Genomic DNA, 22,905 nt, shown 5'->3' on the forward strand with positions numbered 1-22,905 from the left:
CCTCCTTGTACTGTATTGCCTGCTGCAATCTTTTACAACCTATCAACCAAATAAACTAATCTGTTCGTCTTCTGGCAAATCGGTAATACAGTGTATTTCTTTCATTTTATCAATGATGGTTTGTGATACACCACAGCGACGTCTTAAATCTCTGATAGACGTGAATGGACGTTTTTCCCGTTCTTCCACAATCGCATCCGCCACCTTCTCGCCTAAACTATCTATAGCTAAAAATGGTGGCAAGAGCTGCCCATCTTCTAATTTAAAACGACGTGCATCAGATTTTAATAAATCTGGTGGCATAAACTTAAATCCACGTTGAATCATTTCCATAGACACTTCTAAGGCTGACATCATGTCTTCTTCCTTATTACAGTTTTTGTTGAATTTCTTCGCTTCATCTACCACTGCTTTTAAGCGCATAAACTCAGCTTTTTGCCCATCTAAATCGCGCTGCATAATCTTTACATCAAAGGATTTAGCGCGAATAGAGAAATAAGCGGCATAGAAGGCCAGTGGATAATTAATTTTAAACCACGCAATGCGGAATGCCATCATTACATAGGCTACCGCATGAGCGCGAGGGAATAAATAACTAATCTTTTTACAAGAATCGATAAACCAATCAGGAATACCACCTTCACGCATTTGTTCTTCGTAATTCGTCGTCACTTCCCCTTGGGAATTCTTTTTCTCAATGCCCTTCCCTTTACGCACATTCTCCATTACCGAGAACGCTGTAAGCGGTTTAATATCCCGTTGCATTAAGAAGTTCATAATATCATCGCGCGTCGAAATCGCTTCGTTCAACTTACAAGTACCACTGGTAATTAATGTTTGCGCATTATTTAACCATACATTGGTACCATGGGAGAAACCAGAGATGCGGACAATATCAGAGAAGCACTTAGGTTTAGAGTCTTCCAGCATGCGACGTACGAAGCCGGTACCACATTCCGGCACAGCTAAGGATGCTACCTTGTCGCCCATCAACTGCTCTGGCGTAAGACCAATGGCCTTAGTGGATGAGAACAAGCTAAGAGTTTCAGGATCATCAAATGGAATGCTTTGAATATCTACGCCTGTAATATCTTCTAGCATACGAATAATAGTCGGGTCATCATGGCCCAATATATCGAGCTTAGTAATACGCCCTTCAAAGGAGTGATAATCAAAATGAGTGGTAATAATACCACTATCCTTCTTATTGGCTGGATGCTGTACTGGCGTAAAATGATGAATATCAATGTTACGCGGACAAACCATGATGCCACCAGGATGCTGACCCGTCGTATTCTTAACTTTCGTAAAGCCCTTCGCCAATTTCATAATGAAAGACTTACGATATTGCTTACCATTGATTTCAGCGTATTTGCGCACATACCCCATGGCCGTCTTTTCCGCAATCGTACCAATTGTACCAGCGCGGAATACATTATCGCGACCGAAGAGTTCTTCCGTATATTTATGTGCTTTTGGCTGGTAATCACCAGAGAAGTTTAAGTCAATATCCGGCACCTTATCACCATTAAAGCCCATGAAAATAGCAAATGGAATATCATGTCCATTGGTGTGCATTGGCGTGCCACATTCTGGACAATTAGCACGCGGCAAGTCAAAGCCACCAGCGTATTCGCCCTTTTCGAAGAATTGGCTATGCTTACAGTTAGGACAAATATAATGAGGTGGCAGCGGATTTACTTCTGTAATATCTGCCATGGTAGCCACAAATGAGGACCCTACGGATCCACGAGAACCTACCAAGTACCCTTCATCAAGGGATTTCTTTACTAGCTTATGGGCAATGTAATACAACACGCCATAGCCATTGCCGATAATACGCTCTAATTCATATTCCAAGCGTTCTTTTACCACTGGTGGTAACGGATCTCCATAAATTTCCTGTGCCTTTTTGTAACACATATCACTTAAAGCTTCATCGGCCCCATCAATTTGCGGTGAATAGGTAATCTTATCACTAGGCACTGGATACAATGTATCAATCTGATCATTAATCATGCGCGAATTTGTAACAACTACTTCATAGGCCTTTTCTTCACCTAAATACTCAAATTCTTTGAGCATTTCATCAGTAGTACGAAGATGTAAATCTGGTTGTTCCTTCGCATCTGGGAATCCGGTAGCCGTTAGCATGATTTCACGATAAATTTTATCTTCAGGATTTAAATAGTGCACATCACAAGTAGCTACTACTGGCTTTTGTAAATAATCCCCTAATTCAACAACAGTTTTATTCATTTGAATTAAAGCATCATCATCTGGCACTAGTCCTTTGCGGATTAAAAAGCGATTATTGCATATTGGTTGAATTTCTAAATAATCATAAAATGAAGCTATTTCTAGTAAGCGTTCCTTAGAATCACCTTGTACAATAGCCTGCATTAATTCCCCTGCTTCACAAGCAGAGCCAATAATAATCCCTTCTCTATGTTGCTCGATGACTTCTCGTGGCAAACGAGGACGACGGCTAAAGTAATTTAAATGAGACAGAGTAACTAATTTATATAAATTGCGAAGACCTACAATATTTTTAGCCAATAAAATAATATGATAGCGCTTAGTAGACTCTTCATTGTCAATCAAATAAGCTTCTACACCATAAATAACTTTAACACCTAAATCCTTCGCCACTTTTTGAGCTTCTGGGAAGGCTTGTATAACACCATGGTCTGTAATCGCTACAGCTGGATGTCCCCAAGCCTTAACTGTTTTCAAAAGGTCAGAAACAGTAACTAACGCGTCTTTATCACTCATCTTAGTGTGCAAGTGAAGTTCCACGCGAGAATCCTCGCGGTGCTCCTTGCGCATAGTATCTTTTTTAATCAGCTTAGCACTCCGAAGTTTCAGTACAAAATCGCGTTCAAAGCGTTCGTCCATCTCTACATCGCCACAGACTTGAATGCACTGTGCTTTGCCAATTTGTTTAACTATATCTTTAGCCACATCGATGGAATCGACGAATTTATTAAAGCGAAGCCCTTCTGTGTCATCTACAATGCTACCAGTCACAATTGCAGAGCCAGACTTTAACTCTCGCGCTACTACTTCCAAAGGCATGCCTTCAAAGACTAAATTGCGGCCCCCTTCTGGTTGCGATGCAATCGTCACTACTGGCCCTGTAATAGCTGGACCAATAACCATGCCTGGGTCGGTAACATCTTTTTTCTTGCGATAGCCCTTGCCTTTGCCGCTACCACCTTGCCAACCGGCACCAGGAATGGCTGCCGTGGAAGGAGCTGGTACATAATCACAAACTACTGGTGAATTGTCAGTACTTAAATCTATTTCATCGTCAGAAAAAGATACGAATTCATCGGAGAAAAGAAAATCATCTGCTGACTCGAAGCCTTCATATAAAATCTGACCTTTTATGGCATCAGGAGGCGCACTAATAGAATAGCCACCATAATTAGCATTCGCTTCGCTATATACGCCGACTATATTATGTACATCCTCTTCTTCAATAAAACCATAACTGTCAAATTCATTACCTTCTGGGTAATCATCATAATCCGGCATAAGGCCCTTTTGTTTGCGCAAATACTCGATTTCTTCAATGAGCTCGCCTACGCCACAGCCGCCAGCATAATAATATTCTGTCATGGTGTGGTCGTGAATCCCTTCGTACTCCCAAATATAGGAACACATATTAGAATCCTTTAAAGGCACCGCATCAAATGATACATGCTTTTCCTTATACCAAGCTTCTAGTTTAGCTTTTAAAGCATTAAAATTCTCAAACGACGAATCAACTTGCTTTATTTGAATTTGCTCTTTAGTAGATTCAATTAGAACAGCAGCCTTATTCTTCTTTTTAGGCACTATATGATAACGTATTGCCATTTTCTATTTGCCCCTACTTTCTACTTAATTTGTCTTTTCACCCTCATCAGACTTGGACTTCTCATCCTTGTTAGCGTCTTTAGTAGCCTCTTTGTCACTCGCTTTAGCCGGTGGTGCATTTTTAGGCTTAATAATTACTGAATCCACTGGATCATAGGTAGAATCAAAAGTATCTGTACTTACTTGACCATTTTTATGTGTTACAGTCACGGTTGTCGTCATAGTCAGTCCATCATGACCAGCTACTTGCACTTCTTCCTTCGTAGCATTAGGATCAATGCGCTCTTCTGTTTTGTGTGGTAATACAGTGCCATCACTTACTGTAACTGATGCTGATACGGGCTCATCTTCTTTGTGACCAAGAATAGTAATAACTAAGGTATCGCCTGCTGTATGAGCCATTACATACACTGGGTGACTATATGGATTTTTAAATACAAAGTCTAAATATCCATAAGCTACTGTGGCATCTCGACCAGCTGGAATATAGCCTACTGGCGCAAAATGAGTAGTTCGCTCCTCAATAGTCATACCGCTTAATAAAGCTGTATTAAATAAAGTGGAGCTTACCTGACAAATGCCCCCTCCAATACCAGGAACTAATTTGCCATCCATAAAGACTGGCGCATCATCATATCCTGCTTCAGCGGTGCGTTCGCCAACAATTTCATTAAAAGAAAACACACCATTAGGCGGTAAAATAACATTGTTAATCTTATCAGTGGCAATCTGTATATTATGTGTTCGACTCGTATCCCCAGAGTTAAAGCTTGTTTCATAGGTTCCTAGAATAGTCGTAATACCTTCTAAGTCCTTAGCAACAATCTTAGGCTTTGCTTGATCATCAATAACTAGCTCAATTTGACTTACACTGCCAGAATTTAACTGCTCTTGGAATTTCTTAATCGTCTTCTCCACATCTAAACGTCTGCCTAACGTCTCTTTGTGAAGCACAACCTGACCTTGCTCTACTGTTAAATACGCATCGTGGCCATCTTTAGCAAACTCCTTATTATACGCTTGTAATATGCTCTCTAGTTTAGGCATGTTTATGTCATAAATGATAGTTCGCTTTACAGGGTTAACTAAAGCCTGCCAACGGCTATTAACATATTCTACAGTATTGTCTTCATAGCCATAAGCTAACAAACTATCCACTGTTTTTTTAATATTCGGGGTTATCCCTAATTCCTCTAAACTATAATAATGGGTTACACCCTCTTTATTTTTAATAGCAATCTTTTGTAATTGTTTAGTTGCTTCTTCCTGAATAATCTCTGGCAATTCATCTTTAGAAACTTGTGAAACATTGCGGTCTCCTAAATACGTGCCATAAATAGTATTCCCTGTAGGATATAAAAAAGCCCCTACAGAAATCCCCACTACACCTAATATACTACCAACTAAAAGACTTACTTTTTTCTTCATGATTTACTCCATACTATAAGTCAAATGTCCTAACTTACGCACAATATTTTGTATATACTTCTTAGCTTGTGCAAATATTTTACATATACTGCTCAGTACATTATTTACAATGCATAATTTAGTACATACATTTAAATGCTTATATTATTCTGCGCAATAAGCTAAACATAGATCTTTAAAATACGCTAAATCCCCTTCACCACGCCGCGATTGACGCATAATTTCATACAAACCACGCAATAAATTGGCTATACCTCGCGTAGAAATACGTCGACTTTGCTGGTACGCCAATTTAATAGGATAGGCTTTTACACTCGAGCCCTGGCTTTTAAAATAATCCTGTACTTGCCGTTCAGTCATGCCTTGACTGGCACATTCATTCACCATGAGCTGCAAGCGCAACTGCCCTTCTATATATGACATAGCGCGGTCTACTTCCTTATATTGTAACATATAGGGAAATAAAGACATCAAAGTATCTACCTTACGATTAAATAAGGCTTCTTTAAATAAAAATATATTCTTCGCACTAAAATCACTGCCATTTTCTAGTAAAAATTCGCGACTAATGGTCGACTTCGGTGGCAATAATAAAAAATATCTGTCAAACTCAGTACGCATAAAAGCGACTGGCACATCCTGCCACAATTCTAGCAAATGACTCATATATTCAGCCCCATCAGGACTTAGACTATAGCCCTTCGACTTACAATACTGCATAATCCAGTGTAATAAGGCATCCCCTTTGAGGCGAGCACATTCAGTGGAAGGAATGGATTTTAAAAATTGACTATTAGCTTTTATCCTTTTATCAACCTCATCATGATAAATAATAAGCACCGGATTATCGCCAGTATAGTTCAATAAAATATCATATACTCGTTGCCACTCTTCACTTACTTTTTTACCCGCTTTAGCAAAAATAGGTGGATTTATTACACAGTATACGGCTGGCTCTGCAAAGAGCGAGTCAGCGCTAAGCACCTCGCTAATAGCACTGGCTCCGAGCTCATCATTAAGCATCTGCGCAGGCATAGACTTATACTTGTTAAGAAAGGCTATTTTCTTTTCTTCTATAAGTTGTGATTCATCACCATATAGTAGTTCTACTGCCATAGCCCCTCCTTACAATAAAAAATCCGGGATAATATAAGCTCCCGTCATATATACCTTATCATCAGCAGGATCAATTTCTCGTCCCCCATACGAAGGACTGAAAACCAACGCCTCTACAAAAGGAAATTCTTCCATCTTTAGTAGCCATCCGGGATCTGCCGTGCCAAGAATTATTAATTTATCCTCATCTAATTTTAAAGTCTTTTTACCCGTTTGTCTATGACTGAATAAATACGATTTAGTCATACCTACTACGTGCAATACGTCTGTCTTTTCAAGCAGTACATCATCTAATTGGGCCGTCTCTCCCACTTGCCAAACCTGACTTTTTAATTGGGTTATTCGCGCCTTACTACATTTTAAATCACTTACTAATTTAACTTCTTCAGAAAGGTCTGCTCCAGGTCTTAATACATTGACTTCTTGCGTATTGACTTCTTGCGTAGGTCCTGTTATATCCGAGTAGTCTTCAGAATATAAACTGTATATCTTACCCTTAGCTAATATGCTGCCATCTAAATGCGGTGAATCTTTAAAAATTATTGCCTCAGGCTTAGTAATACCATAGTAATGACATGCATTAACTATACTTGCGCGACTATATGAGGATAAGTCTTTTTTATTCAACTCCATATAAACCACAGCCGTAGGTTTACTGAAATATTCTTTTCTTAATACAATTATGCCTGCTCCTCTACTAAGCGGCACTGTATGAATTTGTATAGCGCCAGCTTCCCATAAACCGATATTAGCCGAACAAAGTAAAAACACTAAGGAAAGATAGAGCATATATTCATGGATAAATCTTCGCCTAGCTACATACTTCATACTATAATAGAGACCATACAAAAGCATGCTATACAAAAGCCAGCGCCCTAAAGATAGGGCCGCACTCCAATACACCATGCCTGGCATCATGGCAATCGTTTCATTTAAAAATAAAGCTAGTTGTAAAACTAAAGCAAGTAAACTCCAACACCAGCCCACAAGGCTACCTAAGCCTAATACAGTGAGTATAGACGTGATTAAAAGTAAAGCTAGAATCCCTATAATAGCTAAATCTAATAAAGGCGCCACTATTATAGCTGCTAAGAGAGAGCCAAAGCCTAATATATGAAAATAATATAATTGCAGTGGCAGAATTAGTAGCTGTGCACTTATGCATAAACTAATAGGCCCCATAATGTAAGGCATGCCTTTCGGCAAACTTTGATATAAAGGTCTAGCAAAAAGTATGATGCCATAGGTAGCGCCAAAGGAAAGCTGAAAGCTTATATCAAAAAGCTGTAATGGATCATAATATAATAAGCACCACGCACTTATATGTAGGGCTTGTAAGCCAGCATATTCTTTCTTCATAATAAGCCCTAGACCCATTACTATCCCCATTAAAGCAGACCGCACAACCGGCGGATTATAACCTACTAATGCACAGTACAGTATGACGATGACAATTGCACTATAAGTCGCTTTTATTGAGCTTATTTTACAAATACGACCAAGAAAGAATACAAAGCCGAATAATAAAGCTATATGTGAACCAGATACAGAGAGAATATGAATTAAACCTGTTTTAGAAAAAGCACCAATAACCATTTCATCTAGTACACCATACCCACCACCAAGGAGTAAACTTTCACTTAAATGGCTCAATTCTTCAGGTAAGTACTGTTGTAAAATGGCACTCGCCTCCTTATGAGTATGGGCTAGCCCTCTTTGTATCCAGTTTGTTAATCTGCTCCCAAGACCTAAAGCCTTACCACTAAGAGCTTCTACTTCATCTGCTGTTACTATTCCTTCGCATTCTCCATCATATATACTGCCTACTTGTCCTGCGCTAATATGTCGCGCTCTCATATCAATACGCCCTTCTTCTGGCCATACTGACGAAGGTTGCACAGTCCCTTTAATTAACACATAAGAACCAGCTAAAATATCTTCCTGCTCTCCCTTTACATATACTTGTATGGTACCGGAGGCTGGCTTAAATATATTCGTGTTATTGGCACTGCCAGTATTATTTGAACTGTTAATAGTATTAATCGTATTAGTATCAGCATTAGTGTTTTTACTAATGTTAGTGTTTATGGTATTGATAGTGTTAGTATTGGTTGTATTGGTTGTATTGGTTGCATTGGTGGTAGAGTTAGTATTATTGGTGGTCGTAATATTGGTAGTAGTATTATCTTTGAGACCTATAACAGAACCTTTAAGGCGAGTCTCTATATCTCCATTGCGCCTAAACAATTCTGGGCGTGAATCCACCTGTACTAAATATAGCGCCGGCACTTTCAAATAGCTCATGTCACGCCCCTTGTAAGCATAAATAGACTCTTCCGTGCGACTATAACCTAGTAGTATCATGCCTAAAGCAACTAATATAAGTCCTATAATATAGGAATAATGAACTTGTCCTCCATGATACACCAACCTATTTTTCCTATTACCATAAATAAAACGAGTTCGTTTATTTCGTCCCCAACTACGTATAACTAGCACAGCTAAAAACCAACTAGTCCCTAGAAAGGCATACATGGGCAAAGTAAGCTCATACCATCTGCCATAAGCAAGACAAATTCCTATACCTAAATGCCACCAACACCAAAAGGCCCATTCTGTGTAAGTAAAATAATAGGCCACTGATATTAGCCACTGCCTAAAGGGACTTAAATACATATTACCTCCACAAATACTGTCTGTTCTTGGGACTCCACTATGTGTACAAAAAATATATAAAATTGCATCTTTTTATAATTCAACTTAATTTTATAATGCTACATATTTATTTTATACATCTACATACCTCAAAACTCATACGCAATACTTCAAAACTTATAGGCATTTATATAGTGACTTGAGGAGCTAATTTTTTATAAGTAGCCTCACCAATGCCCTTAATATTTTTTAACTCTTCAATCGATTTAAATCCACCATGCTCTTTTCGATAGTCCAAAATTTTCTTAGCTGTGCCAGGCCCTACACCGGAAAGCGCAATAAGACCTTTCTCGTCGGCTGTATTCAAATTAACTTTTTGTTTTTGCAACAATACTTCTGGATTACCTTTAAAATTAAACCCTACATGGATATGACTTCCCACTTCAGCGGTGTCGGCTAAATTTAAACTCTCAACGGCTGCATAAGGTAAAAATCCACCGCATAATTGCACAACATCACCTAGCGTAGTGCCTTCTTGAATTTCATATAACCCCGGCGATTCTACAGCTCCCGTAATATATATAAGCCGATTAGATTCTCCTCCTTTATTCATCTCTTCATTCCCCTTAGCTGCTACGGCCGATCTCTGAGGCGAAGAATTTAATTGCGCATCAGAATCTGCTATAATAGGGCGTAGGACTAATACATAAATACCTACAAGAAAAGCTAAGATAAGCCAGAACTTTTTATTTTTCACAGTGTCACGTCCTTTACTGTCATAATAATGATTCATATAAATAAGTTCATGGCGCGTCATTGGATTACCTATGTATTCACTCCAATAAGAAGCATTCACTCTATAGGTATCTTTTATTTTATTTTGAAAGGAATTAATATATACAATGGAATTACAACGTTTACAAGCCTATGCACAGGCCTTATTAAAAACAGGGGTTAATTTACAAACTGAACAAACTCTAGTTATTTCAGTTGATGTAGAAAATCACAAGTTTGTTGAAATCGTCGCTGACGAAGCTTATAAATTAGGTGCCAAAGAAGTGGTTATTAATTGGCGTTCTACTCCAATTAGCAAGCTTCGTTTGCTCCATGGCGCACAGGAAGTATTGGAGTCCCCAGCACCTTGGATTCCAAGTTACTACAAAACCTATGTAGATGATAAAGCTGCCTTCCTCTCGCTCATTAGCGCTAATCCAACAGCCATGAAAGGTGTTCCATCAGAGCGAATGGCCACTCAATCTCGCGCGCTAAACAAAGTGCTCTCCTTCTACCATGATGCCATTATGGACTCTACACTCACTTGGTGTGTAGCCTCTGTAGCGACCTTGCGTTGGGCTAATCTACTCGGCTTTACTGGCACAGATGAAGAAAAAGTAGATGCGCTTTGGAGTCATGTATTTACACTTTGCCGTCTCGAAGGTGTTGGTGAAGAGAATACCCTAGATAAACACTTAGGACGTCTCAAAAAACGTACCGAAGCACTTAATGCACATCAATTTACAGAGCTCCATTACACTTGCTCTAATGGTACTGATTTAGTCGTAGGCCTTCCTAAGAACTATCTCTGGCAGGGCGGTGCCGAGGCATCAAAATCCGGTGTTATCTTTGATGCTAATATCCCTACTGAGGAAGTATTCTCAGCTCCTCAATATGACAATGTGCACGGCAAAGTATATAGCACAAAACCATTAATTTACCAAGGCAATCACATCGACGAATTTTGGTTTGAATTCAAAAATGGTAAAATTGTAGACTATGATGCTAAAGAAGGTAAGGAATATTTAACAAAGCTCATCGAAACCGACGAAGGATCCTCCTACCTTGGCGAACTCGCTTTAGTAGACCACTATTCACCAATTAGCCAATCCAATCGAATCTATTTTGAAACACTTTATGATGAAAATGCTTCCTGCCACTTAGCGATTGGTGCTGCCTATCCAACATGCTTAAAAAATAGTGATGGCCTCACTAAAGAACAACTAAAAGAAGCCGGCTTAAACTACTCTCATAGCCATGTAGACTTTATGATTGGCCATGAAGATATGAATATTGTAGGTACAACTCCTGACGGTGAAACAATTACCATTATGGAAAAAGGACGCTTACTTATTTAAAGTTAAAAATATACATATAAAAATGGAATGAAAACTGACTGCGGTAAAGTAATACTACCTTCAGGTTTCATTCCATCTTTTTTTTGCTAAAATAGGCTAAAAATATTTAAAACTAAGTTTGATTTAACTGCTACTTGGCACTGTAATATAAAAGTCATTTGCTTATACAATTCCATCTTGTATGGCGATGAATACTAAATTCTTTCTATCTGATTAATAGTAGTTTCAATAGGATTAGATTTCATATCTGTAGGGTCTGGTTGATTAGCTTTCTCTACTTCTTCTTTGACTGTAACTGGGTCATTAGAGCTTGTTGCTCCGTGTCCATCAGAAAGATTTTTCTTACTATGCTCTTTCTGCATTTTTAAACGTCTTTCTGATTTTGCTCCACTGTTTGCGGTAAGCTCATCCAAAGATAAATTAACTAAATCTTGTAATGTATTTTGTGGGATATAAAGCATTGAGCCATACCCCATAATTTCTTGTCGAATATCATAATTATTAAGAGTTTTATTAGCTATATCTGGATTTATTGCTTTTACCGCAGAAATAAAAGAACCCACATAAGCTAATTTTGCTTGTGGGCTCATTTCTGGAGAATTAAAAATATCCATGAAATAATTAGTTAATAATTGAACTGTATAATTAAAGTCACCCGTTGGCAACGATGGTTTGACAATAGCTAAAAACGTCTCGAAGGGCTGTAATTCGGAATCGTCCAAGCGTACATCATGTCCACCCCATCTTTTACCCCTCTTACTAGTGCTTTCGCTTGTAACAGGTAACTTCGTTCCCCTCGGTAGGTCGGAACTTTTACTGTCATCAATGCCTGGAATGCTGCTTCTGCTATTAGGATATCCTCCTCGCCCTCCATGTTCGGCATTACCTGTAACATTTTCGGAATATCTTCCTCGTGAAAGCCCCAGTCTCTCAAGCGTTGCTCTACTGTTATTTTCATAAACATCCTCCATAACTTTACTAATAACGTCGTTAATAATAGAGTCTACTAACCTATTTCTCTTATTTACACTCTTTTCATCCGCCCCTCTTTCTTCTAGGTTGGACACTGCCTCATGTATAAATTCATGAATAGGAACTCCATTTTCAGCATAATCTGTATTATATCGAATATCCATAGTGCCTCTTTTAAAGAGGTGATACCCTAATAGTTTAGGACTATTCAGAAATAGTCTGAACCGTATCAATAAGTGCGGAGATGCCTTTAAGAACTTATCTAATAAAGCAGGGCTTCCTAGATACTCAATTATAGATTGCTTAATTTTAGGAATCTCTTCTAGTGGAATATTGGTACTAAAGTTTCTATTTTCCCCTGTATGACGCTCCATATTATGTTGGTCATACTTCTCTTTATTTGGAACATTGGAGTTATCGCTACCAGCTTGTCCTGCACTATATAATCCAGTATCTCTAAGGTCATCTTGGACATCTTCGTTAAATACAGTATCCTTTTTAAGGACATATACTTCTTGATAAGCAGGAACTTTATCGTCCCCATCAAGCTGAACTTCATCAACTGTTCTTGTCTCTACCTTATAAGCATCTTTACCATATAACTCATCAAGAGTTGGTTGTAAGCCAGATAAATCTGCATTCTCAGAAGTAGTGAAAACAATCTCCTCATTAGGAGCATTTTTAATCGCACTCTTTATAGCTTCGACACGAGCTTGTAAAATTCCTACCTATATTTAACTTGATTTTCCATCTGCATCAATATTCGATCTTAAAGCAGAAAGTATAGAAGAACAAAAAGCAAGTCAATACCGATTCATAATCTATCCATGATTAAGGTATGACTTGCTTTTATTTTATAACTTACTACATAAGTTATAATTGTTATTCTTTTTTATGCTTAACATGCCTTACACTAGTTCTACAAGCTAATATTCAGTGTTCGTCCTGTCGGCATATATTCTGTAATTTGTACGCCTGCGGTTCGAAGCATTCGCTTTGATGCTTTTACTTCTGGTGTATCTTTATAGAAGTCTTCCCAATAAATAACTTCTTTAATGCCACTTTGGATAATTGCCTTAGCACATTCATTACAAGGGAACAAAGTAACATAAATCTTACTGCCCTCTAATGAACCACCACGGTAGTTTAATATGGCATTAAGCTCACTATGAACTATGTAAAAGTATTTATTATCCTTGCTCACATCGCGGTCCCAGGCAAACTCATCATCACTGCAACCACAAGGCATACCATTATAACCAATGGAGAGAATTTTATTATCTTCACTGACGATACAGGCCCCTACTTGTGTATTTGGATCCTTGGAGCGCTGAGCCGCTAAAATAGCTACGCCCATAAAATATTCGTCCCAACTAATATAATCAGCTCGTTTTGACATTCCTATCACCTACCAATTCATTATATATCTTAACTGATACTACCTTACTATGACTATTACAACTTAGCTATTCTACTTTAAGTATCAATACTTAAACTATTACAACTTTAACTATTACTACCTCACTATCAATTGTTTGTCACTAATCGCTAGTCATCAATAGTTTATAAACATAAAACCATGTGTAAATTTATTTTAACACATTTACTTACAAACTAGTATAAAAAACGGGCTCGGCTATTAGCCAAGCCCGCATCAGGCAAATCCAATAAAAGATTTTTGTGTAACAAATACCATGAGAGATTATTTGTGTAATAAATCCCCTAAGAGACTTTTTGCATAACAAATCCCATCAAAGGATGTTACATAACTAAATGTCCAATTAATTGTTAATATTATTTCACAACAATATTAACAATTTTATTTGGAATAATAATAACTTTAGCTACATTCTTACCGGCAGTAAATTCTTGAATACGTGGTAATGCCAACGCTTGTGCTTCAAGTTCAGCCTTATCCATATTAACCGGAATAACTACTTTATCGCGAAGTTTGCCATTTACTTGGATAGCAATTTCCACTTCATCGACTACAAGTGCTTTTTCCTCATATTGAGGCCACGCTTCAGTGTGAATGCTAGTAGTATGGCCTAATTCATGCCATAACTCCTCTGTAATATGTGGCGTAAATGGAGCCAAGAGAAGCAATAACTTTTCAATCACTTCTTGAGCAAGTTCAGCTTGAATTGTTTCGTGATTATCACGGAATTGATACATGAAGTTTACAAGTTCCATGATGCTAGAAATAGCTGTATTGAAGTTAAATTTGCCATCAAGGTCTTCTGTTACTTTTTTAATTACGCGATGAAGCTCACGGCGAAGTGCTGTTTCATCCTTAGAAAGAGCCTCATAATGACCAGCTTTTGCCCATTCTTGGTAAGAGCCAACAATGCGCCATACACGGCCTAAGAAGCGATAAGAACCTTCTACGCCTTCGTCGCTCCAGTCAAGATCGCGCTCTACTGGTGCAGCGAATAAAATGAAGAGACGAGCTGTATCAGCCCCATAGGAATTTACAATTTCCTCAGGAGATACTACATTGCCCTTAGACTTAGACATTTTGCTGCCTTCTTTAAGTACCATACCTTGAGTCAATAAGCCTCTAAATGGTTCGTTAAATTTCACAAGGCCTAAGTCATGAACTACTTTTACGAAGAAGCGAGAATATAATAAATGCAAGATAGCATGTTCGATACCGCCAATATATTGGTCTACATTCATCCAGTAATCTGCAATTTTCTTATTAAACGCTTCTTTATCATTGCGCGCATCAGTGTAGCGTAAGAAGTACCAGGAAGAATCAATAAATGTATCCATTGTATCGATTTCACGGCGTGCTTCGCCACCACAGCATGGGCAGGTTGCTTTTAAGAACTCTTCAGAAGTAGCCAATGGAGAAATCGCGCCACCATCAAATACTACATCTTCTGGCAAACGCACTGGCAATTCTTCTTCAGGAACTAATTGTTCACCACATTTGTCGCAGTATACAACTGGAATTGGCACTCCCCAATAACGTTGACGGGAGATCAACCAATCGCGAAGTCGGTAATTTACCATTTTGCGACCAATGCCACGTTCTTCAAAGTTTTTAATAATGGCTTCACGCGCATCAGCTGACGTCATGCCGTCATACTCACCAGAGTTAATAAGGATGCCATCTTCATGCACTTCATTAGTCCATTCGTCAAACGTCCATGTGTGTTCCGCATTTTGAACAACTGGAAGAATTGGCAAATTGTATTTGCGCGCAAATTTATTATCGCGCTCATCATGAGCTGGTGAACCCATAACGGCACCAGTACCATAGTCAACTAATACATAGTTGGCAATCCAAATTGGCACATCTTCACCAGTCATAGGATGCTTAGCATAGGAACCAGTGAATAAGCCTTCTTTTTCTACATCAGTAGATGTACGGTCAATTTCATTTAGATTGCGCACTTTATGAATGAATGCATCAAGTTCCGCTTTATTGGACTTATTTGCAATCAATTCTTCCACATATGGATGCTCTGGCGCTAATACGATATAGGACACACCATAAATCGTATCTACACGAGTAGTATATACTTCAATGTTCTTATTGATTTCAGGAATTTCAAAGGCAAATTGAGCCCCTTCACTGCGTCCAATCCAGTTTTTCTGCATTGTCTTAACGCGTTCTGGCCAATGATCTAATGTATCTAAGTCTTCAAGCAAGCGATCTGCGTATTCCGTAATTTTCAAGAACCATTGCTTCAAGTCTTTCTTTTCTACTTTGTTATCGCAACGCCAGCAAAGGCCATCAATAACTTGTTCATTCGCCAATACAGTATGACAATGATCACACCAGTTTACTTTAGCTTCTTTTTTATAGGCTAAGCCTTTTTTATAGAATTGTTGGAAAAAACATTGTGTCCAACGATAATAATCATCTTTGCAAGTAGCCACTTCGCGGTCCCAATCATAGGAAAGACCTAAAGCTTGTTGCTGACGCTTCATATTTTCAATATTTTCAAATGTCCATTTACTTGGAGCAATGCCGTTTTTAATGGCTGCATTTTCCGCTGGCATACCAAATGCATCCCAGCCCATTGGATGAAGTACATTAAAGCCTTTCATCTTTTTAAAGCGCGCCACCACATCACCAATTGAATAGTTACGTACATGGCCCATATGTAAATTACCAGATGGATACGGGAACATTTCTAATACATAGTATTTTTCCTTGCTCTCATCATAGTCTGTTTTAAATGTGTTATGTTCAACCCAATAGGATTGCCACTTTTTCTCAATATCCTGTGCTACATACTTCTCTTGCATAACGCAGCCTCCTCATACTCCATTTTCCTCTGATTCTTCTGTAATCATAAGTCTTAAACCTAATTATATTACTAACTCATGATAGCCGTCAAACATTCTCTATAGTTAGTTCTATTTTATATTGATTTGTCAATTGTATAAAACAATAAGACGTTTTGCTTCTTTTTACTTTGCTTTCGCTCTTTAATTTTTTACGTTCTTTTTGTCGGGCTTTTTATCAGTCTTTTTGTCCGCCTTCTTATCTGATTTTTTATTGCCCTTTTTATCCTGTTCGGCCTCTTTAGGTTCTTTGTAGTTCTTGTACACAAAATCAGCAAATTCTTCTGTTTCAAAGCCTTTACGCCATGCACCAAAGCCACCTAGATTTAACTCTTTAACCAAGGCTAATTTCGGAGCCATAGATGCTTCGTCTTCAAACCACACTTCCGTAATAAATGACGATTTATTTCTTAAGCCCCCAGCAATGCGAGATTCCTTCATAGACTCATTGGTTTCTTTGCTCAGCGTTTTTGCATCAGCAACATTATTTTCAACTACTTTAGTTTTATCAGATGTAACTTTTGACACAGTAACAGTATTAGCTACGCCATTAGGGCTATCAACGGCTTCCATAGGCACTACCAGTCTTGGTTCACGCCCCGTTTCTTTATATGCCAATAATTGTTCACCTAATCTATTTGTACCAAATACTACATAATTTGTTTTTAACTTGTCGTTCCAAGTAACGCGTTGTTTGTATTTCTCTTTTAAGGCCTCGGCCTCACCCATCGGTAAAGTTTTGCCTTTAGTTTCACTTATCTTAACCTTGCCTTTAGCATCAACCTCAATCTTACTTGTCCAGGAGCGCATATAATAAGGCACACCTAAGATGACTTTCTCTGATGGCACTTCTTTTAAAAGAGCCTCTACATTTTGACGCACCCACGGATAACTTGCTACAGGGCCAGCGGTCGTACTAGAAGCCCAAGTTTCATCATAGGCCATCAATACTACATAATCTACCGCCTCGCCAAAAGCTTTGCGGTCATATACCATGGACCAATTTTCACTGTCAGAATAGCCTGTTATATCAACGGAAGACTTTATATTATAGTTGTGAAGCAAATCAGCTAAGTAGGTAACAAATTTAGTTAGCTGCTTTTTGTCTTTATAGTATACATTTTCAAAGTCAAAATTATATCCTTCATAGCCATAGGCTAAGGCATATAAAACCATATCTCGCCCAATGGCGGACCATTTTGTCTCATCTTTTAATATTTTACTTGTAAAATCTGGTTTAAATGTATTGGTCACTAAAGGCCATACTTGATAGCCAGCTGCTCCATATTGGAGCTTGTAGTCCAAAGATACTTGGTTCTTTACAACTAAGCCCTTTTCTCCTAAATCAAATAAAGTAGGAGAAATCACTGACGTCCCTTCATGAGCTACTTTATGAGCATAAGGAGTTCCTACTAATGGATCAAACACCAAGGTAACAGTATTAGTAATTTCCTTCACATCAGGTTTGCTAACAGCCCCCACTTGTGGAGTTAATACAATCCCATCAGCTCGCTCCTCATATACTACGCCTAACATAGGTGACATAGTCTTTAAATCCACATAGGAAAAGCCATTGCGTACACTAATAGGAAGTTTTATTTTGCTAGTGCCACCACGCGCATCGCCACTATATAACATATCGCCGCCTACACGTGGCATAGGCAAGGTTATATAGGTCGTTCCCTGCTCTGTAGCAATAGGATTTAAATTCACACTTTTATAGAGAGCCAGTGGAATCCAAAGAGACTGTTGATCTTTAAAAGCGACCTCATCTCGTACTTCCTCAGTTCCATAAAGGCTTTTTACAATAATCGGTCTCGTGCCATAGATTTCACTATCAGCAAGCCCTTCCTTAATGACCTGAATCGCTGCAGATTGAGCCATTTTATTATCTTTAACTACACTTTGTTGATTATCTTTAGATGAGCGTTCTTTAGTATCCTTAGATGAATGTTCTTTATTATTTTTAGATGATCGTTCTTTATTGTCTTTAGGCGAATCTTGTTTAATATCTTTAAATGAATTTTGATTATTCTCCTTAAGAAGAGTCTCCTTATTCGCTTTAGATAAATTCTGTTTATTTTCTGCAACAGATACAGGTATATTTTGATTATTTACTTCTTTAGTTACTATAATTTGTTCAGCTTGACTAAATGAAGGCAAAGTCGCCACCAAGGACGCCAGTACCAAAGACTTAATCATGTGTTTCATAAATTAAAATAGTTCCTTTCCTAATAAATAAAGCCGTTCCTGATATTTTAACAAAACCAGTATTGGTAAATCTCTGCCACTACTGTGTAAATACCTAGTATAGGATAAAATAGCTCCTACTCATTTTATTATTCAATGATAAGCGTATGATACAGTCCAAAGAGCTGCACATCAGTGGCCACTGTGTATAATTCTTTCAGCGCCTCTTTTACATCCTCTGCATTACTCTCGATTTGTAAATCAAAAAAGAATTTATATTCCCCCAAACGCCCTTTAGTAGGTCTTGATTCTATTTTTACTAAGTTGATATGTCGCTTAGCGAAAATACCCAATCCTTCCCATAATGAACCTGGACGCAAACCATCAAGCTCACATAGTAAGGATAATTTAGCTCCATTAATTTTACGCAAATCAACTTGCTCTAAATCGTCCTTAATATGATCATTATGGCGCACTAAAATAAAACGCGTTAAATTATACGCATGCTCCTGAGCCTCACCACTTAGCTGTGTGAGTCCATAGGTATGACCTAAGGCAATACCACCTATAGCTGCTTGATTAGGCAGCGCCGCTGTGCTTACAAGTTCGCCCCCTTCTGCAGTGGAGCCAGTGTAAATAGTATCAGCGTGACGCAAATATTCTGCCAGAAATGGCTTGCATTGGCGAATGGCCTGCGGATGTGAATACACCGTAGTAATATCTTTTAATTGGGCTCCTACTATACCCCAAAGATAGTGACGAATGGGCATGGCAATTTCTCCACAGATTTCAATATGACGATGCTCCATCAAATAATCCATAGTAGTCAACACCGTGCCACCTAAAGAGTTTTCCACCGGCACAAAGGCATATTCAGTTTCATCTCTCATAGTCATATCAATGGCTTCTTCGATCGTGTGTGCTGGTATGGCTTCAATAGTCCAGCCTTGGCCTTTACAATATCGATGTAGTGCTTCTTCTGTAAATGTCCCCTTTGGGCCTAAAAAGGCAATCTGTTTTCTCATAGTCACTCCCTAAACTCTCAAATACTTTAACTTTTTAATTATAGCACAATAAAAACTGCCTTGTCAGACTACTTCATAGGCAGGAACTTACAATTTCTTTCCTATGTCCCTACAATTTGACGTTTTGAGTAATTCAATCTCTCTGATTTGTAATATAATTTTGCTTTTTGTAATACAGTTTCATTTCTTTTGTATTACAATTTCCTTAATATTGTAATACAACTTTGTCTTAGCTATAATAAATATATATTATTTTGAGGAGGTCTTTATGCATCAATATTTATTTCATATAGGCGATTTTCCCGTTAGAGCCTATGGCTTACTTTTATCTTTAGGTATTATTAGTGCCGCCATTGTAGCTTATTACTTATTTAAACGCGATGGTCGTGGTTGGCATGTACATATTGTGGACTTTTCCATATTAGTCGGTATTGCTGGTATTATCGGTGCACGACTTTGGGATGTATTCTTCTTTGATTGGGATTACTATCACAATCATTTATTAGAAATCCCCTTTGTATGGCAAGGTGGTATGGCTATCCAAGGCGGTGTCGTGCTAGGCACTATAGTAGGCATTTGGTATACGCGCAAACATGGCATTGACAGCCTGGCCTTTGCCGATATTTTTGCGCCGGCCCTTATCTTAGGCCAATCTGTTGGGCGCATGGCCAATCTTATGAATGGCGATGCCTTTGGCCATCCTACAGGTGGTAATTTTGGTATTCTCTATCCAGAAACAACACTTGCCTACCGGACGTATGGAGCCCAACCTTTATGGCCTGCCGAAATTTGGGAAGGGCAAATTGATATTTTAATCTTTGTATTCCTCCTCTTATTTAGCACGAAACGCCATAAAAAAGGCCAAGTCTTTGTGCTCTATGCTATTCTATACTCCGCAGCTCGCTTTGGACTCGAGTTCTTACGCGGTGACTATGTAGATTTAACTTTAGGTCTAAAATCTGCACAAATGACGAGCTTAATTGTTATTATCATAGGAATTATCCTCTTTATCTATATTCAAGTGAAAGGCTCCTATGATGAGCATTTGCTTGAAGCTGATGCGGCTGCTGAAGGCGCTGCTGAAAATAATGGCTCTAGTAAAGTAGCTAAAGATAGTGCTAAAAATAACTCAGCAACGACTACAAATTCTACAAGTAAAAATAAAAGCTCTAAACGGCGGAAATAATACTTTTTAGCACGCCCTAAAAAGAACTCCCTACCAATACATATGATGAATGTAATGGTAGGGAGCTTTTTGTTTGCCATATTTTAATTTTTTAAATTGATTTAGACCTATTATAAGTGACTTCAAGTATTTCAAATCATTTCAATTATTTCAAACTCTTCAAATTTCTTAACTTTTTTTAATTCTATTGGCCCTATATAGATGCCCCTAATTCATAGGCTTCTTGTAATTTATCGGTTCGCTTTAATACATCTCCTGCGTTCATAACACCATCACAAAGTACAAGGCCCCGCTGTTTCCATTCAAGATAATTGGTCACCACATTGTACCATGCTAGTACCTCATCAAATTCATCGCTTTCTGCGGCACTGATAAAAGCGACTTCTTTTTTAGGCATAATCCCTTCATTAGCTTGACTGAGGGCAAATGTACGGTCTACCACCAATTTTAAGGCGCCTGTAATAGCCCAATAGTAAATAGGACTTGCTAGTACAATAACATCAGCAGATTTAAATGCATCGTAAATTTGTATCATATCATCTTGCTGAATACAAGGATTTGCCTCATTTGCACGATTCCAGCATTGGTAGCAACCTAAGCAACTCTTAATCGTTAGACGGTCTACAAATATTTCCTCTACAATATGACCTTTTTCTTCCGCCCCTTCACGAAAGCGCTTAGTTAACGCCACTGTATTCCCCTGCCTGCGTGATGAACCATTTAAAATTAAAATTCTCTTTGTCATACTTCATGACCTCCTTTAACCTCTATACTTACCTAAAGTAAAGTAACTCTCTTAAAAGTGCGTTCTTCCTTATTAATACGATTCATGCTATAACCATAGTATATATAGTGACTAATCAGCTTAGCAAAGTGTATTGCCACTCAAGTCCTATATATGGAGAAAAACACGTACTCCTCCAGTATATCCATAAAGAGCCATGTTACACGACTTGGTTTATATAGATATAAACGAATAAAAGGAGCGCGTGTTTTATTGTATTATAATGATTGTAAAGCCTCTTTAATGGGCATATGACCATCACCCATTTGGATAATTTTTCTAAATGCTTTAGGCTCTTCTAACACAGCAACTAATGTTCGTGCCACATTATCTATACTATTAGGTATGGACTTAGGAACACCAATTTGTATTAATCCATCAGTGGTAGGATGATCGATTAAATTACCAGGCTGAATTATAGTATAGTTTAAGTCAGTATTATGTATTAACCAATGATCGGCAAAGAACTTAGCAATATTATAATCCGTAATATTCACTAAATTAGGGTCCGACCATTTTTCTGGTTCTGTAGCAAAAATAGAACTCAATAATATAAAGCGTTTTGCTTGTAATTGTGTCGCCAATTTCATGGCTTTTACAGCACCAAAAGCATCTACTTGCAATAAGTTCTTACCCCGTGAACCTGCTGTAAAATAAACCGCGTCTATGGAGCCCCATGGCTGACTATCAATCTGATTTTCTGCCATATTATACTCAACTCGTTCTACCTGCGGCATATCTTGAAATGCTTCTGTATGTCTTGCTGCCGCCAGTACCTGATGACCTGCTTCGACCAAATAGCGTACTAGTTGGCTGCCCACTCGACCACTAGCACCAATAACTAATATTCTCATATGTATCCTTTCTTATATTATTAACTACAAGGAGATTTTTATGTATTCACGTTGTATCGCTAAAGAGAATTTACATGACACAGGATTTTCCTACACCTTATCTTTAATCAATGGGAAATATAAAATGACCATACTCTATATACTTATGGAGTTTGGTGTAGTTCGTTTTAATGAAATGAAAAAATATATTGGTGTCATCTCTTATAAAACATTAAGTACAGCCTTAAAGGAATTAGAAAAAGATGATTTAGTGCACCGCAAAGAATATCCTCAAATTCCACCAAAGGTAGAATATAGTTTAACTGAGCGCGGCAAATCCTTAATGCCTATACTCGATGCACTATGTGAATGGGGCGACAATCATCGTCTTGACGCCCCAAATGATAAAAAAGAATAA

General features: G+C 38.1%; 15 protein-coding genes. 3 read left to right on the forward strand and 12 right to left on the reverse strand.

What is annotated here, in order from left to right:
* Positions 1-42 precede the first annotated feature (42 nt).
* The 5 genes from QZR90_RS03345 to QZR90_RS03365 all read right to left on the reverse strand — a co-directional run bounded on the left by QZR90_RS03345 (position 43) and on the right by QZR90_RS03365 (position 9,919).
* Positions 43-3,864 carry a PolC-type DNA polymerase III gene (locus QZR90_RS03345; protein ID WP_295788771.1) on the reverse strand — a complete coding sequence of 1,274 codons (3,822 nt, stop codon included), beginning with the start codon at positions 3,862-3,864 and terminating at the stop codon, positions 43-45.
* A 24-nt stretch (positions 3,865-3,888) separates the two neighbouring features.
* On the reverse strand, positions 3,889-5,292 hold the full coding sequence (locus QZR90_RS03350) for a VanW family protein (RefSeq protein WP_295788773.1): 1,404 nt from the start codon (positions 5,290-5,292) through the stop codon (positions 3,889-3,891).
* Between the two features lie 144 nt (positions 5,293-5,436).
* Positions 5,437-6,408 (reverse strand): DNA polymerase III subunit delta, encoded by a 972-nt coding sequence (gene holA / locus QZR90_RS03355; protein ID WP_295788775.1) that lies wholly within the window; start codon positions 6,406-6,408, stop codon positions 5,437-5,439.
* A 9-nt stretch (positions 6,409-6,417) separates the two neighbouring features.
* The gene (locus QZR90_RS03360; RefSeq protein WP_295788776.1) at positions 6,418-9,084 is read right to left on the reverse strand and encodes a ComEC/Rec2 family competence protein; all 2,667 of its coding nucleotides are present in this window, start codon (positions 9,082-9,084) and stop codon (positions 6,418-6,420) included.
* 166 nt (positions 9,085-9,250) lie between these two features.
* Complete coding sequence (locus QZR90_RS03365) at positions 9,251-9,919, reverse strand: helix-hairpin-helix domain-containing protein (RefSeq protein WP_295788778.1); 669 nt, start codon at positions 9,917-9,919, stop codon at positions 9,251-9,253.
* Positions 9,920-9,965: 46 nt separating this feature from the next.
* Here QZR90_RS03365 and QZR90_RS03370 point away from each other — a divergent pair, with 46 nt between their 5' ends.
* Positions 9,966-11,195 carry an aminopeptidase gene (locus QZR90_RS03370; protein WP_295788780.1) on the forward strand — a complete coding sequence of 410 codons (1,230 nt, stop codon included), beginning with the start codon at positions 9,966-9,968 and terminating at the stop codon, positions 11,193-11,195.
* Positions 11,196-11,389: 194 nt separating this feature from the next.
* Here QZR90_RS03370 and QZR90_RS03375 read toward each other — a convergent pair whose 3' ends face one another.
* The 5 genes from QZR90_RS03375 to pheA form a co-directional block, all read right to left on the reverse strand.
* Positions 11,390-12,541, reverse strand: coding sequence for a hypothetical protein (locus QZR90_RS03375; protein ID WP_295788783.1), 1,152 nt, complete (start codon positions 12,539-12,541; stop codon positions 11,390-11,392).
* Between the two features lie 545 nt (positions 12,542-13,086).
* Positions 13,087-13,566: a dCMP deaminase family protein gene (locus QZR90_RS03380; RefSeq protein WP_295788785.1), complete on the reverse strand. Its 480-nt coding sequence runs from the start codon at positions 13,564-13,566 to the stop codon at positions 13,087-13,089.
* A 395-nt stretch (positions 13,567-13,961) separates the two neighbouring features.
* Entirely contained in the window at positions 13,962-16,430 is a 2,469-nt protein-coding gene (leuS, locus tag QZR90_RS03385; protein WP_295788787.1) for a leucine--tRNA ligase, read from the reverse strand.
* 183 nt (positions 16,431-16,613) lie between these two features.
* Entirely contained in the window at positions 16,614-18,680 is a 2,067-nt protein-coding gene (locus QZR90_RS03390; RefSeq protein WP_295788789.1) for a glycosyl hydrolase family 18 protein, read from the reverse strand.
* A gap of 128 nt (positions 18,681-18,808) precedes the next feature.
* Positions 18,809-19,684 (reverse strand): prephenate dehydratase, encoded by an 876-nt coding sequence (gene pheA, locus QZR90_RS03395; RefSeq protein ID WP_295788790.1) that lies wholly within the window; start codon positions 19,682-19,684, stop codon positions 18,809-18,811.
* Positions 19,685-19,952: 268 nt separating this feature from the next.
* On the opposite strand from pheA, the gene lgt reads away from it, so the two are divergent.
* Positions 19,953-20,870: a prolipoprotein diacylglyceryl transferase gene (lgt, locus tag QZR90_RS03400; protein ID WP_295788792.1), complete on the forward strand. Its 918-nt coding sequence runs from the start codon at positions 19,953-19,955 to the stop codon at positions 20,868-20,870.
* Between the two features lie 193 nt (positions 20,871-21,063).
* Here the strand turns inward: lgt and QZR90_RS03405 are convergent, their stop codons facing one another.
* Together QZR90_RS03405 and QZR90_RS03410 are read right to left on the reverse strand one after the other, a co-directional pair.
* Complete coding sequence (locus QZR90_RS03405) at positions 21,064-21,615, reverse strand: flavodoxin family protein (protein ID WP_295788794.1); 552 nt, start codon at positions 21,613-21,615, stop codon at positions 21,064-21,066.
* A 257-nt stretch (positions 21,616-21,872) separates the two neighbouring features.
* The gene (locus QZR90_RS03410; protein ID WP_295788796.1) at positions 21,873-22,508 is read right to left on the reverse strand and encodes an NAD(P)H-binding protein; all 636 of its coding nucleotides are present in this window, start codon (positions 22,506-22,508) and stop codon (positions 21,873-21,875) included.
* Between the two features lie 40 nt (positions 22,509-22,548).
* Between QZR90_RS03410 and QZR90_RS03415 the strand changes: the two genes are divergently transcribed.
* Positions 22,549-22,905, forward strand: a complete 357-nt coding sequence (locus QZR90_RS03415) for a helix-turn-helix domain-containing protein (RefSeq protein ID WP_295788798.1) — start codon at positions 22,549-22,551, stop codon at positions 22,903-22,905.

The sequence above is a fragment of the uncultured Veillonella sp. genome (assembly GCF_900545795.1).
Taxonomy (GTDB): domain Bacteria; phylum Bacillota; class Negativicutes; order Veillonellales; family Veillonellaceae; genus Veillonella_A.

Bases quoted from the DNA above. Each gene is read 5' to 3' on its own strand.
- QZR90_RS03405 (WP_295788794.1), bottom strand. From the start codon at position 21,615: ATGACAAAGAGAATTTTAATTTTAAATGGTTCATCACGCAGGCAGGGG.
- pheA (WP_295788790.1), bottom strand. From the start codon at position 19,684: ATGAGAAAACAGATTGCCTTTTTAGGCCCAAAGGGGACATTTACAGAA.
- QZR90_RS03345 (WP_295788771.1), bottom strand. From the start codon at position 3,864: ATGGCAATACGTTATCATATAGTGCCTAAAAAGAAGAATAAGGCTGCT.
- QZR90_RS03415 (WP_295788798.1), top strand. From the start codon at position 22,549: ATGTATTCACGTTGTATCGCTAAAGAGAATTTACATGACACAGGATTT.
- QZR90_RS03370 (WP_295788780.1), top strand. From the start codon at position 9,966: ATGGAATTACAACGTTTACAAGCCTATGCACAGGCCTTATTAAAAACA.
- QZR90_RS03390 (WP_295788789.1), bottom strand. From the start codon at position 18,680: ATGAAACACATGATTAAGTCTTTGGTACTGGCGTCCTTGGTGGCGACT.
- QZR90_RS03380 (WP_295788785.1), bottom strand. From the start codon at position 13,566: ATGTCAAAACGAGCTGATTATATTAGTTGGGACGAATATTTTATGGGC.
- holA (WP_295788775.1), bottom strand. From the start codon at position 6,408: ATGGCAGTAGAACTACTATATGGTGATGAATCACAACTTATAGAAGAA.
- leuS (WP_295788787.1), bottom strand. From the start codon at position 16,430: ATGCAAGAGAAGTATGTAGCACAGGATATTGAGAAAAAGTGGCAATCC.
- lgt (WP_295788792.1), top strand. From the start codon at position 19,953: ATGCATCAATATTTATTTCATATAGGCGATTTTCCCGTTAGAGCCTAT.
- QZR90_RS03350 (WP_295788773.1), bottom strand. From the start codon at position 5,292: ATGAAGAAAAAAGTAAGTCTTTTAGTTGGTAGTATATTAGGTGTAGTG.
- QZR90_RS03410 (WP_295788796.1), bottom strand. From the start codon at position 22,508: ATGAGAATATTAGTTATTGGTGCTAGTGGTCGAGTGGGCAGCCAACTA.
- QZR90_RS03360 (WP_295788776.1), bottom strand. From the start codon at position 9,084: ATGTATTTAAGTCCCTTTAGGCAGTGGCTAATATCAGTGGCCTATTAT.
- QZR90_RS03375 (WP_295788783.1), bottom strand. From the start codon at position 12,541: ATGGAGCGTCATACAGGGGAAAATAGAAACTTTAGTACCAATATTCCA.